Origin of the sequence: Dactylosporangium sp. NPDC000244, from assembly GCF_040300725.1 — a bacterium.
In the GTDB taxonomy this organism is placed as follows: domain Bacteria; phylum Actinomycetota; class Actinomycetes; order Mycobacteriales; family Micromonosporaceae; genus Dactylosporangium.
In genome coordinates this window covers 45,354-57,777 of record NZ_JBEPEH010000029.1, presented here as the reverse complement: position 1 = coordinate 57,777, position 12,424 = coordinate 45,354, and the positions used below count along the sequence as shown (strand labels likewise).

At 71.5% G+C, this 12,424-nt stretch carries 10 protein-coding genes; 1 reads left to right on the top strand and 9 read right to left on the bottom strand.

Going from position 1 to position 12,424, the window contains the following annotated elements; genetic code table 11:
• Positions 1-2: 2 nt before the first annotated feature.
• Positions 3-383 carry a winged helix-turn-helix transcriptional regulator gene (locus tag ABT369_RS35960; protein ID WP_350618928.1) on the bottom strand — a complete coding sequence of 127 codons (381 nt, stop codon included), beginning with the start codon at positions 381-383 and terminating at the stop codon, positions 3-5.
• A 58-nt stretch (positions 384-441) separates the two neighbouring features.
• Here ABT369_RS35960 and ABT369_RS35955 point away from each other — a divergent pair, with 58 nt between their 5' ends.
• Positions 442-1,263, top strand: coding sequence for an SDR family oxidoreductase (locus ABT369_RS35955; protein WP_350618926.1), 822 nt, complete (start codon positions 442-444; stop codon positions 1,261-1,263).
• A gap of 6 nt (positions 1,264-1,269) precedes the next feature.
• Here ABT369_RS35955 and ABT369_RS35950 read toward each other — a convergent pair whose 3' ends face one another.
• From ABT369_RS35950 to htpG, 8 genes are all read right to left on the bottom strand, one after another.
• Complete coding sequence (locus ABT369_RS35950; protein ID WP_350618924.1) at positions 1,270-1,950, bottom strand: hypothetical protein; 681 nt, start codon at positions 1,948-1,950, stop codon at positions 1,270-1,272.
• A gap of 87 nt (positions 1,951-2,037) precedes the next feature.
• Positions 2,038-4,818, bottom strand: coding sequence for a DUF5682 family protein (locus ABT369_RS35945; RefSeq protein ID WP_350618922.1), 2,781 nt, complete (start codon positions 4,816-4,818; stop codon positions 2,038-2,040).
• The gene (locus ABT369_RS35940; protein ID WP_350618920.1) at positions 4,815-5,927 is read right to left on the bottom strand and encodes an ATP-binding protein; all 1,113 of its coding nucleotides are present in this window, start codon (positions 5,925-5,927) and stop codon (positions 4,815-4,817) included. The genes ABT369_RS35945 and ABT369_RS35940 overlap by 4 nt, the downstream gene beginning before the upstream one ends.
• A gap of 9 nt (positions 5,928-5,936) precedes the next feature.
• Complete coding sequence (locus ABT369_RS35935) at positions 5,937-7,247, bottom strand: vWA domain-containing protein (protein ID WP_350618918.1); 1,311 nt, start codon at positions 7,245-7,247, stop codon at positions 5,937-5,939.
• Complete coding sequence (locus ABT369_RS35930) at positions 7,244-8,590, bottom strand: hypothetical protein (RefSeq protein ID WP_350618916.1); 1,347 nt, start codon at positions 8,588-8,590, stop codon at positions 7,244-7,246. The genes ABT369_RS35935 and ABT369_RS35930 overlap by 4 nt, the downstream gene beginning before the upstream one ends.
• Complete coding sequence (locus tag ABT369_RS35925; protein ID WP_350618914.1) at positions 8,590-9,081, bottom strand: hypothetical protein; 492 nt, start codon at positions 9,079-9,081, stop codon at positions 8,590-8,592. Before ABT369_RS35925 ends, ABT369_RS35930 begins: the two co-directional genes overlap by 1 nt.
• A gap of 68 nt (positions 9,082-9,149) precedes the next feature.
• The gene (locus ABT369_RS35920) at positions 9,150-10,334 is read right to left on the bottom strand and encodes an aminoglycoside phosphotransferase family protein (RefSeq protein ID WP_350618912.1); all 1,185 of its coding nucleotides are present in this window, start codon (positions 10,332-10,334) and stop codon (positions 9,150-9,152) included.
• A gap of 13 nt (positions 10,335-10,347) precedes the next feature.
• Positions 10,348-12,195 carry a molecular chaperone HtpG gene (htpG, locus tag ABT369_RS35915; protein WP_350618910.1) on the bottom strand — a complete coding sequence of 616 codons (1,848 nt, stop codon included), beginning with the start codon at positions 12,193-12,195 and terminating at the stop codon, positions 10,348-10,350.
• Positions 12,196-12,424: the final 229 nt, after the last annotated feature.

Here is a 12,424-nt window from a genome sequence, read left to right as displayed (position 1 = left end):
TCCTAAGCCGGATCTTCACCGGCGTCGTAGCGCTCCTGGGCGAGGCTGATCCGCGGCATCTCGGCCTCGACCAACTCGATGAGCTCGGTGAGCTTGGCGGCGATCCTCGTCCCGGAGTCGGTCAGGCTGTACTCGACCCGGGGCGGGATCGCGCTGTGCACCTCCCGCACCACCAGCCCGTCGCGCACCAGCGCGTGCAGGGTCTGCGACAGCATCTTCTCGCTCACCCCGTCGACCCGCCGGCGCAGCTCGTTGAAGCGGTGGGTGCCCTCGTGCAGCGCGGCGAGGGTCAGGATTCCCCAGCGGCCGGCGACGGTCTCCATGACGGGTCGCGACGTGCAGTTGCGCGCGAAGACGTCGAACACCAAGGGGTCGAGGGACATGTCACTACGATAACCGAGCGGGTTGCACTTTCTAAAAGTTAGTGCCTACGATTTGGAAATGACCATCACCGTAACCGGCGCGACCGGGCACCTGGGACAGCTGATCCTGAGCGAGCTGAAGGGGTACGACGTCCGGGCCGTCGCCCGCCGCCCGGAGGCGATCGAGGGTGTCGAGGCCCGCCTCGGCGACTACGACCGCCCGGAGACCCTGGCGAGCGCGTTCGCCGGCACCGACACGCTCGTCTTCATCTCCGCGAGCGAGGTCGGCCGGCGCGAGCCCCAGCACCGCGCCATCATCGAGGCGGCCGTCGAGGCGAAGGTCGGGCGGATCGTCTACACGAGCATCACGCTCGCCGACACCAGCCCGATCCCGATCGCGCCCGAGCACAAGACGACGGAGGCGCTCCTCGAGGCCACCGGCATCCCGTACACGTTCCTGCGCAACAACTGGTACTACGAGAACTACACCGGCAACCTGGCCGGCACCGTCGAGCACGGCGTGGTCCTCGGCTCCGCGGGCAACGGCCGCATCGCCGCCGCGACCAGGGCCGACTACGCCGCGGCGGCCGCCGTGGTCGCGCGCACCGACGGTCACGAGAACAAGATCTACGAGCTCGGCGGCGACCAGGCGTTCACGATGAGCGAATACGCCGAGGCGGTCGCGCAGCGCTTCGGCAAGCCCGTCGCGTACCACGACCTGCCCGTCGCCGAGTACGCCAAGGCGCTCGAGGGCTTCGGCTTGCCGAGCGCGTTCGCCAACGTGCTCGCGCACTCGGACGCGGCCATCGCGAAGGGCGCGCTCGACGTGGTGACCGGCGAGCTCAGCCGGCTCATCGGCCGGCCCACGACCACGCTGGCCGAGTTCCTGCGGCAGCTGTAAGACGAACTACCGCGGCGCCTCGATGAGATCGGCGACGCGCACGAGCGGCCCGAACCGGGCGGGTATCCCGTCCGGTTCGCCCAGCCGCCCGCTCTGCACGACCATGAGCTCGTCGCCGGACAGGCTCCAGTCCGGCAGCCACCCCGACAGTTGCTCGGCGACCAGGTCCCGGCCGAACAGGTCCCGCACCATCTCGGGCCGGTCCGCCGAGATCCGGAACGCGCTGTCGAACGGCTCGTAGCCGAGCGCCGTCGAACGGTCCCCGAACAGCGACCGCCCGAACCGGGACATCGCCCCGCGCCGGTGCACCGAGACCGCCGGCCACGATCCCCGCACGCGTACCACCCAGACCACGAAGTGATGCGTCTGGCTGCTGGTCGACGTCGTCCCGTCGGCGCCCGAGGTCGTGCTCGTCGTGGTGTACGAGTACTCGCCCACCGAGACCGGCCGTCCCCCGACCGTGCCGCTGAGCGCCAGCGAGACGCCGCGCGGGTTGCGCCCCGGCAGCCGGCGCCACCAGTCCGCCGGCGGCCGCGGCACATACTGCCAGCGGTTGCGCACGGCCCAGACCTCGAGCAGCTCGCGCCGCTGCCGCTCCCGCCGCCGTGAGACGACGACCGCGACGACCATCAGCGTGAACGCCAGCGCGACGCACACGCCTCCGGCGACGATCACGGACGCGTCCATGTCTTCACGCTAGGTGCACCCGGCAAGGGGCCGGGCCCCCGACGACCGTGCGGTCATCGAGGGCCCGGCGCGCCGCCCCGGTACGGCCTAGACCGGAGCGGCGAGCAGAGCGGCCAACGCGTCGGCCGTCGCGGGATGCTCGGACAGCAGCGCCAGCGGCCCGTCGCCACCGGCGGCCGCCGCCGCGACGGGCTGCCAGGTAACCGGTAGCCCGAGGGCCGAGGCCAGCGCGTCCGCCGTGGCCGGGTGCGCGGCCAGGAACCCCGCGACCGGCCCGGTCGCGGGGACCGCGGCCGCCACCGGGGCCGGGCCCCGCACGGCCCGCCACGGCGGCACGAACGCGTCCACCGCCGCGAGACCGGCCGGGAACGTCCGCCCCGCCTCGCGGATGAGCACCGGCACCAGCTCGCCCGCCTGGTCGCGCAGCGTGGTGATGAGCGTCGGCAGCCACGGCAGCAGCACCGGGTCGGGCAGCTTCGCGAACGCGTTCGACATGAACTCGACCACGAACGGCGTCAGCTTCGGCGCCGGGTCCAGCGCCTGGATGAAGCCGCTCAGGTATTGCGGCACCGACGGCACCACCAGCGGGTTGGCCAGCAGCTCGGCCACGCGCGCCCGCAGGTCGGCCAGCGGCAGCAGGCCCAGCTGGTGGTGGGCCGACCACAGCAGCGCCACCTTCGCCGGGCTCTCCGGGTGCGACTGCCGCACGGCGATCTCCAGCTGCGCCCGGTCGCACCCGAGCGCCAGGGCCAGGCTCTCCATGGTGAACAGGAACCCGAGCATCGCCGCGACCTGCCGGACCCCGGTCTCGTCGTCGACGAACGCGGTCGGCAGGAGGGTGCAGTAGTGCGCGTAGCCCGCGGTGACGAACGACTCCGCCCAGGCCGGCAGCGCCGGCTCGGTCGAGCGGTAGTGGGCCAGCAGCCGCCGGATGCGCTTGAGCACCTCCGGGGCCTCGTCCACGGTGCGCTCGGCGGCGAGCAGCTCCACCGCCCGGGCGCCGAGCTCGTCGGTGAAGCGGCGGCTGCCGAGGAACAGGATCGAGTCCTCGACGGCCCGCAGCGCCACCGCCGCCGTGGCGTCGGGCGCCCACACCGACCGGCGCAGCCGCTGCTCGACCACCTGCTCGACGGTCACGCCCTCGTAGCCCAGCTCGATGATGTACCGCTGGTGCTTGCCGATCGCGAGGTCCCAGCTCTCCTGGATCGACTTCTCGCCGAGGCGCCGGGTGCCCATGATCGGCCGCACGGCACCCTCCGGGAGGAGATACCGCAGCATCCACAACAGATGCGACGCGGGCCCGAGCTCGGGCCGCCCGGCCAGGTCGAGCAGTGCCCGCTGGACCGTCGAGCGGGTCAGGTCCAGCCCGATCGGGGCGAGCCGGTCGTAGACGTCCTGGGCCAGCGGCGGCAGCGCCTCGTAGCCGACCTGCCCGACCCGGTCGCCGCCGAGCAGGATCTCGCAGAGCCGCCGCACGTCGCGCCGCCCGGGCACCACGTCCTTCTCGATGCACGTGATCGCGGCGTCCTGGAAGTCGTACGGCGTCGGCCGCGCCCGGTTGCGCATGCCCGCCAGCAGGATCGACGTCTCGAACACGGCGATCGCGTCGGCGGTGCTGGACAGGTAGCCGTTGCGCCGAGCGAGCCGCACGATGTCGACGCACCAGCCGAGCAGCTCCTCCTCGTCGAGCGCGTCGAGCGTCGGCGGGCTGGCGAGGAACCCGGTGAGCCGGTCGGCCACCGGCTCGTCGGCCGCCGCGGTGCCGGCCGCGACCGCCTTGCGCTTGCGGCTGCCCTTCTGGCCCTCGAGCTGAAACGGCGTGAGCCGGGCCCGCGTGATCGACTTCTGCCAGGTGGCCGCGGCGACGGAGACCGAGCCCGACGCGAGGCCGAACTGCGCCTCGATCGCCGAATGGCTCGACGGGATCAGCCCGTAGAGCCACTTCGTGGCCGTGCGCGGGCTGATGTCGAAGTCGGGCACGCCCTCGGCGGTGCCGAACTCCTCGACCCGGCTGGCCGCGTGGAAGGCGCCGCAGACGTACAGGCAGTCGGCCCGGTCGACGCCGGTGCGCGCCAGGTGCTCGCGCATGCGCGTCCACATGTACCGCTCCCGGTCCTCGTCGACCTTGACCCGCCCCGGGTCCGGCGGGGAGAGCCGCCGGAACAGGCTGCCGATGAGTACCATGACCTGCCGGTAGGTGGCGTAGTCGGCCCCGGCCAGCGGCTGCTCGACGTATTGGTCCCACCACTCCGACCAGTGCCGCACCTTGCCGTGGTGCAGCAGGTGCTGCTCCAGCTCGGCGAAGCGCGGCCGCAGGTCGCCGATCTCGATGCCGACCGCGTCGCCGTGCAGGTCGGTGTCCTCGGACTCCTCGCCGCCCTCGGCCGGCGGCGTGTCGTGCTCCTCGCGCGGCTGCCACTGGAAGACGTGGTCGGTGGAGCGGTCGACGAGCACCAGCTCGACGCCGGGCGTCTCCAGCGCGTAGGCGATCGCCTGATACTCCGCCGACGCCTCGGTGATCGGCGCGACGATGCTCAGCGGCCCCCAATCCTGCGGGAACCCGTCCAGCTGCGACGCGAACGCCTGCAGCGCCACCGGCAGCCGGCAGTTGCGCAGCTCGCTCAGCAGCGGGCCCAGGTCCTCGCACAGCTCCAGGTAGATGACCTTGGGCTGCTTCTCGCGCAGCCGCCGGACCATCGCCAGCCCGGACGCCGGTGAGTGATGGCAGACCGGGAAGATCTCCAGCTCCTCGCGCAGCGCCCGGTCGACGTCGTCGACGATCCCGGCCAGAATCTCGGGCACCGCGCCGCGGTCGGCCAGCGCCGTGGCGGCGCCGACCAACTGCGTCCGCAGGTCGTCGAAGATCATGACAGGGTGGCGATCGCCTGACGGCCGCCCTCGAGGAACGCCGGCCACTCCCCGCCGTCCTCCTTGCTGCGCGGCTCGACGACCCCGTGCCAGTACTTGTTCAGGATCGCCAGGTCCTCGGGGCTGCGCCGGGCCAGCGAGCCGACCAGCGACCCGGCCAGCGTCTCGGCCCGCAGGCTGCGGTCGCCGAAGAACGTGCTGTGCAGGATCGCGTCCTCCAGCACGCCGATCTGCTCGGCGGTCGACAGCGCCGACTCGAGCTTCTCGTCGTCGCTCGTCGCCGAGGCGGCCGCGGCCCGCAGATCGGCGAAGCTCTGCAGCAGGATGTCGAGCAGGTTGGGCGGCACGTCGAGCTCGATCTCGTGCCGGCGCAGCAGCTCGGTGGTGCGGAAGCGCACGATCTCCGCCTCGCTCTTCTTGTTCGTCACCACCGGGATGCGCACGAAGTTGAACCGCCGCTTGAGCGCCGAGGACAGGTCGTTGACGCCCCGGTCGCGGCTGTTGGCGGTGGCGATGATGGAGAAGCCGGGCTGGGCGAAGACGATGTTGTCGTCGTCGAGCTCCGGAATCGAGACGTACTTCTCGGACAGGATCGAGATCAGCGCGTCCTGCACATCGCTCGTCGAGCGGGTCAGCTCCTCGAACCGTCCGATGACGCCCTTCTCCATCGCGGTCATGATCGGCGACGGGATCATCGAGGCCCGCGACTGCCCCTTGGCGATGACCATCGAGACGTTCCAGGAGTATTTGATGTGGTCCTCGGTCGTGCCCGCCGTGCCCTGCACCACCAGCGTCGAGTTGCGCGAGATCGCCGCCGCGAGCAGCTCGGCGAGCCAGCTCTTGCCGGTGCCCGGGTCGCCGATGAGCAGCAGGCCGCGGTCGGAGGCCAGGGTCACGATGCTGCGCTCGACGAAGCTGCGGTCGCCGAACCACTTCGGGGAGATCTCGCGGTCGAGCCCGTCGGCGCGTTCGGAGCCCAGGACGAACAGCCGGACCATGCGCGGGCTGAGCCGCCACGAGAAGGGCTTGGGGCCGTCGTCGATCGACTCGAGCCAGTCGAGCTCCTCGGCGTATTTGACCTCGGCGGGGGCGCGAAGCATTTCAGTCATGAGGGTCTCCTAGGCCAGGAAGCTCTTGAGTTCGGAAATGAGCTTGCGGACGTGCCCGGACAGCACGGGGGTGCCGAGGTCCTTGAAGCGCTGGCGGAACCAGGGGTTGACGCTCTGCTCGCCGCCGCTGCTCACGGAGCCGATCGGGATGAACTTGACGCCCGAGCGGTGCACCGCCTGGATCATGTCGAACAGCGGCTGGGACCGGTCGAACTCGTAGAAGTCCGAGATCCAGACCATCACCGTGTTGCGCGGATCGCTGATCTTCGGCTGGGCCATCGCCATCGCGATCGGCCCGTCGTTGCCGCCGCCGAGCTTGGTGCGCAGCAGCACCTCGAACGGGTCGTGCACCCACGGCGTGAGGTCCAGCGCCCGGGTGTCGTAGGCGATGAGGTGCACGTCCACCTTCGGCAGGCCCGCGAAGATCGAGGCGAGGATGGTGCAGTTGACCATCGCGTTGACCATCGAGCCGGACTGGTCGACGACCACGATCAGCCGCGCCGGGGTGGTGCGCTTGGCGGTCTGCTTGTAGAAGAGCTTGTCGACATAGAGCCGCTCGTCCTCGGGGCTCCAGTTCGTCAGGTTCTTCCAGATCGTGCGCTCGATGTCGAGGTTGCGATAGACCCGCTTGGGCGGCACCGACCGGTCGATCTCGCCGACGCTGCTCTGCTGCACCTGGGTGCGCAGCACCGCGGCCACCTCGTCGACGAACCGGCGGATCAGCGCCTTGGCGTTGGCCAGCGCGACCCCCGACAGGTTGCTCTTGTCCCGCAGCAGCTGCTCGATGAGCGACATGCTCGGGGTCAGCTGCTTGGCCAGGGCCGGGTTGGCGAGCACCTCCCGCAGGTGCATCCGCTTGACCAGGTCGCCCTCGATGCCGCCGAGCACGCCCGCGAGGCCGCCGGCGCTGGGCCGCCCGCGCAGCTCGCCCGGGTCCATGCCGAGCGCCTTCTCGAACCACCCGGCGTCGGCCTGCCAGTTGCTCAGCTGGCCCGCGCTGACGTTGCCGTGCCCGGTGTTGAAGACGTTGATGAGCAGTTTGGACACCAGCGCCGCCCGGCGCACCGCGGCCCCGTCGCCCTCCTGGTCGCCGCCGGGCGCCGGGGCCATCAGGCCCTCGAACTCGGCGGCCAGCTCCGGGTGGCGCTGGACGAGGTTGTCGACGGTGACGCCCGGGTCGAGCAGCGCCGGCGGGAGGCCGATGTCGTCGACGATCGCGACGCTGGCGGACTCCAGGGACATCTGCTCGTCGGCCTCGAAGAGCCGGCCGAGCATGCGCCAGTAGAGGACCTGGCGCCGGTTCTCGTCGGCGGTCGTCATTTGCGCAGCAACCTTCCGGCCCGCTCGCGCAGCACCTCGACCGCCTCGCCGGCCGCCTTGGCCGCCTTCGCGTCCGCCGGGCCGAGCGCCCAGTCGCCGGTGTGCACGCCGACCTGCTTCTTCTTCACCGTGGCCTGCACGCCGAGCGGCTGCACCGTCCAGGTGCCGTCGTCCCAGCGCAGCAGCCCGATGGCCGCGGTCGCGGCGGAGACGACCTCCGGGGTCAGCGGCCCGCAGGCCGGCAGCCGGGTCGTGTCGAGGGTGACGGCGGCGAGGTCCTCGACGAGCACCGGCTCGGCGATGCGGACCGGGTGCCGCTCCAGCGGCGGGGTGGCCGGGGCGAGCGCGGCGCCGAGGTGCACCCGGGCGGTGGTGAAGGGGTCGGCCGGGTCGCCGGGCCGGGCCTGCGCGTCACGCCAGATCAGGTCGCCGCCGACCAGCAGCGGCATGTCGGTGAGGTCGAGCGCGCGGTGCTCGGCGAGCGCGGTGAGCAGCATCGGGTGGCCGGCCAGCAGGCGCCAGATCGCCGGACCGACGATCGTGTCGACCTTCGCCGCGGACACGCTCGCCCGCACCAGCCGGGTGGGTGCGCCGACGACCTCCAGCACGCCGTGCACCTGCACCTGGACCGCGGTCGGGTGCTCGTGGACGTCGGTGCCGAGGACGTAGAGCCGTCCGGTCACCGTCTCGGCCGGCGCGGGCCGCCGCGACTCGCGGGCCAGCAGCAGCGCGCGGCTCCACAGGTCGGCCCAGCGCCGCACGGGCACCGGGTCCATCGTCGCGATCGGGCTGCCGGCCCGCAGCTCCGCCGCGAGCCCGTCGAGCAGCACCGCGAGGCGGCGCAGCTGCGGGTCGCCGAGCGCGGCCTCGATCGCCTGTCCGGCCGCGGCGACGAGGTCGTGGTCGACGCCCCGCCAGCCGGTGATCGCGAGCTCGCGCAGCCAGGACCGGGCGCCGCCGAGCAGGTGGGTGGCGGCCGCGGCCGGTCGATCCTCGTCTTGAGGCTCGCCGGGCCAGTCGGCCCGCGAGCGCCCCAGCGCCGCGTCGGCCCGGGCGAGCAGGGCGTCGTGGACCGAGCCGAAGAGCGCGATCCGCGCGGCGGCGAGGGCGAAGAGGTGGTCGTCGGCGACCGAGCCGGCCGCGATCTTGTCGACGGCCTCGGCGACCGCCTCGCGCAGCGGGCTGCCGGAGAACGCCCCAGCCAGCGCGGCCAGCGCCGCGGCCCGGTCCTCGTCGATGCGGGCGAAGCCGTGCAGCAGGCCGTCGTCGACCGCGCCGGCGGTCTCGAGCGCCGCGGCGATCTCGGTGTCCGGGCCGGCGTCGGCGAACAGTGTGGACAGCATCAGCGCTCCCCGGCCGGGGCGACGGACGGGAACCAGTGCAGCTCCGGGATGGGCTCGTCGCTGCCGGGCAGCTCCAGATAGGCCAGGTGCCGCAGGAAGCCGCTGAACACGGTCGCGGCCGGGGTCGGCTCGTGGCGCGCCTTGAGCCCGCGGACCAGCGGGGTGGTGTCGTCGACCTCTATGCGCAGGTAGCGCGCGACGCGCTCGCGGCCGTATTGCAGCTGGGCCTCGTCGAGCAGGGCGACCAGGTGCTTGCACGGGCTGTCGCCGCGCAGGCCGCCGCAGGGCCGGTTGTTGTTGGTGCTGCAGCTCAGCCCGTGGGAGCCGGCGCCGATCGAGGAGACGTAGACCCGCTCGATGTCCGATCCGCTCGACACCACGCCCTGCAGGCGACCGTCGGCGAGTTCGACGAACGGCACCTTGGCCAGTTTGCGGGGCTGCACGGGCGGTATGACCACCGCCGTCGAGCGCGTTTCGACGCTCAAGACCATCTACCTCCAGCGTTTGGGGGTGATCCCTGACGCCAGAAGTTGTATCGCATGGGTACGACAAAAACGCGTCAGGCCAGCTCGACGGCCCTTCGCAGGCAGTCGGGGACGTCGTCGGCGTGGTAGGGCCATTCACTTGGCTCGATGTTCTGGACGAACGTCCCGTAGACGACGGCGCCGAGGAGCGCCGCCACCGGCTCCAGCAGGCGGGCCGCCCGGGCCGGGTCGCTGCCCGGCGCGACCTTCCGCCAGAGCCCGGCCCAGTGCTCGACCAGCGCGTCCGCCTCCGCGGGAGCCAGCCCATCGCGCAGCCTGAGCAGGTCGAACGCCGGATGGCCGAGGAACGCGTCGCCCCAGTCGAGGATGGCCGGCCGTACCGATGCCGCAAAACGAACGTTGCCCGGGTGGAAGTCCCCGTGCACGAGGGTCTCGGGCAGGCCGCACGCCTCCACCGCGGCGAACCGGTCCGACAGGCCGTCCAGCAGCGCGCCGAGCCCGAGGATCTCGGCCAGCCAGGGCTCCACGACCGCCTCGATCTGCTCCCACAGCAGCGATCCGCGGCGGTCCCGCACGCCCCGCTCGGACAGCGCCTCGACGTCGTCGAGCGCCCGCCGCTGCAGGCCGTGCAGCAGGTCGGCCATGGTGACGCGGGCCGCGAACGAGGCGCCGAAACCGTCCTCGCCCGGCAGGTGCCCGAGCAGCTCGCGGCCGGTCCCGTCGGCGGCGATCAGCGGCGGCGCGACCCCGGGCGCGACCGCGCCGAGCCACGCCAGCACCTCGTGCTCGGTCCGCAGGAACGGCGGCAGGTGCTTGAGCCAGACCGTTCCCCAGGCCGTCTCCAGCTGCCACAGCGCCGAGAGATTCCAGGTCTTTCGCTGCCGGATTTCTTCAGGTGTACCGTACCCAGCCGCCTCGAGCGCGTCCCGCGCCCAGGCGATCGACGCCGCCGGCCCTCCCACCTCCGCGAAGGGCGCCCGGCGTTCGTGCGGCCGCGGGCGCCACGACGTCGGCTCGACCTCGGGGGTCCCGCGTTCGAGCTGCGCGAGGTACGTGACGACACCCCCGGGCGGGCGGGACCGGTCGGCGTGCAGCAGCCGCAGCACGCTGATCTCGGCCCCGTGCCGCCGCGCCCCGTCGACCAGCTCCTCGACCTCGGGCCAGAACGGGATCCGCACGTCGAACGCCGGTAGCTCGCCGAGCACGGCGCCGCCCTCGTCGACGAGGACGAGGACGACGGTCCGTGTGGGCAGGCTCATCGCGATGTCGCCGCTACAGGGAGCGGGCCAGGCGGTCGGCCAGCAGGCGGGTGAAGCGCGACGGATCGGCCAGCTCGCCGCCCTCGGCCAGCAGCGCCATGCCGTAGAGCAGCTCCGCGGTCTCGCCCAGCGCCGGCGCCGCCGCGTCGGCCGTGAACGCGTCGCGGAGCCCGGACACGAGCGCGTGGTCGGGATTGAGCTCCAGAATGCGCTTGGTGTGCGGCATTTCCTGACCCATCGCGCGGTACATCTTCTCGAGCGTCGGCGTTATGTCGTGCTCGTCGCCGACAATGCACGCCGCCGACGTCGTCAGGCGCGTGGAAAGGCGCACCTCCTTGACGTCCGCCTCGAGCTTCTCGCCGAGCCACTGCAGCAGCGGCGCGAATCCCTCGCTGCGCTCCGCGGGAATCTCCTCGCTGCCGAGGTCGACCTGTCCCTTGGCCACGGACTGCAGCTGCTTGCCGTCGTACTGCGGGACCTGCTCGACCCACACCTCGTCGACCGGGTCGGTGAGGATGAGCACCTCGTACCCCTTGGCGAGAAACGCCTCGAGATGCGGCGAGTTCTCGACCATCGCGCGGGTCTCGCCGGTCATGTAGTAGATGTCGCTCTGGCCCTCCTTCATGCGCTCCACGTATTCGCGCAGCGAGGTGGGCTCGTCCTTCGCGTGCGTCGAGGGCAGGCGCAGCAGGTCCAGCAGGGTGTCGCGGTTCTCGGTGTCGTCGAGCAGGCCTTCCTTGAGCGCGCGGCCGAACTCGTTCCAGAACGTCGCGTACCGTTCCGCGGGCAGGTCCTTGAGGGTGGAGAGGACCTTTTTCACGAGGCGGCGCCGGACGGCCTGGATCTGGCGGTCCTGCTGCAGGATCTCGCGGGAGATGTTGAGCGAGAGATCGTGCGCGTCGACGACGCCCTTCACGAATCGGAGGTACCGCGGGGTGAGCGCCTCGCAGTCGTCCATGATGAACACCCGCTTGACGTACAACTGCACGCCGCGGTGCCCGTCGCGCATGAAGAGGTCGAACGGGGCGCGGGCCGGGATGAAGAGCAGCGCCTCGTATTCGAAGGTGCCCTCGCCCCGCATGTGAATGGTCTCGAGCGGGTCGGTCCAGTCGTGGCTGACGTGCTTGTAGAACTCGTTGTACTCCTCGGCCGCCACCTCGCTGCGCGGGCGGGCCCAGAGCGCCTTCATCGAGTTCATCGGCGCGTCGGACTCGGCCCCGGCCAGGCGGATCGGCCATGCGATGAAGTCCGAGTATTTCTTGACGATCTCGCGGATCTTCCATTCCGCGGTGTAGTCGAAGAGCTGGTCCTCGCTGTCCTCGGGCTTGAGGTGCAGCGTGACGCTGGTGCCCTGGGGCGCGTCCTCAAGGGGCTCGATCTCGTAGGTGCCCTCGCCCGCCGACTCCCAGCGCGTGCCCTGGCTCTCGCCGGCCTTGCGGGTCACGAGCGTCACCTTGTCGGCGACCATGAACGTCGAATAGAAACCGACGCCGAACTGGCCGATGAGCTCCGCCCGCTGCTGTTGCTCGGGCGATTCGCGCAGCCGCTTGAGCAGTTCCGCGGTGCCGGACTTGGCGATGGTGCCGATGAGCGAGACGACATCGTCGTGGGACATCCCGATGCCGTTGTCCCGCACGGTCAGCGTCCGCTGGTCCTTGTCGATCTCGAGCTGAATGTGCAGGTCGCTGGTGTCGACCTCCAGCTCCTTGTTCACCAGCGATTCCAGGCGCAGTTTGTCCAGCGCGTCCGAGGCGTTCGAGATCAGCTCGCGCAGGAAGATGTCCTTGTTCGAGTAGATCGAATGGACCATCAACTGCAGCAGCTGTCGCGTCTCGGCCTGAAACTCCAGCGTCTCGCTCACTCTGGCTCCCTCTCGAAGGCTGTGGCCGCCGAAAAGAATACTCACTCCCGACCGTGCCGCAGGGCGGCCAGGCTCCGATACTCCCGCCAGTGTGAGACCGGCCGTCCCGCGCGGTCTCTCGCGCCGCGGTCCTCACCGTGCCGCAGGGCGGCCAGGCTCCGATACTCCCGCCAGTGTGAGACCGGCCGTCCCGCGCGGTCTCTCGCGCCGCGGTCCTCACCGTGCCGCA

What these genes read in the sequence shown, in the direction of transcription:
- ABT369_RS35940 (WP_350618920.1), bottom strand. Translation starts at nt 5,927, where the DNA reads ATGACTGAAATGCTTCGCGCCCCCGCCGAGGTCAAATACGCCGAGGAG.
- ABT369_RS35925 (WP_350618914.1), bottom strand. Translation starts at nt 9,081, where the DNA reads ATGGTCTTGAGCGTCGAAACGCGCTCGACGGCGGTGGTCATACCGCCC.
- ABT369_RS35955 (WP_350618926.1), top strand. Translation starts at nt 442, where the DNA reads ATGACCATCACCGTAACCGGCGCGACCGGGCACCTGGGACAGCTGATC.
- ABT369_RS35920 (WP_350618912.1), bottom strand. Translation starts at nt 10,334, where the DNA reads ATGAGCCTGCCCACACGGACCGTCGTCCTCGTCCTCGTCGACGAGGGC.
- ABT369_RS35960 (WP_350618928.1), bottom strand. Translation starts at nt 383, where the DNA reads ATGTCCCTCGACCCCTTGGTGTTCGACGTCTTCGCGCGCAACTGCACG.
- ABT369_RS35950 (WP_350618924.1), bottom strand. Translation starts at nt 1,950, where the DNA reads ATGGACGCGTCCGTGATCGTCGCCGGAGGCGTGTGCGTCGCGCTGGCG.
- ABT369_RS35935 (WP_350618918.1), bottom strand. Translation starts at nt 7,247, where the DNA reads ATGACGACCGCCGACGAGAACCGGCGCCAGGTCCTCTACTGGCGCATG.
- ABT369_RS35945 (WP_350618922.1), bottom strand. Translation starts at nt 4,818, where the DNA reads ATGATCTTCGACGACCTGCGGACGCAGTTGGTCGGCGCCGCCACGGCG.
- ABT369_RS35930 (WP_350618916.1), bottom strand. Translation starts at nt 8,590, where the DNA reads ATGCTGTCCACACTGTTCGCCGACGCCGGCCCGGACACCGAGATCGCC.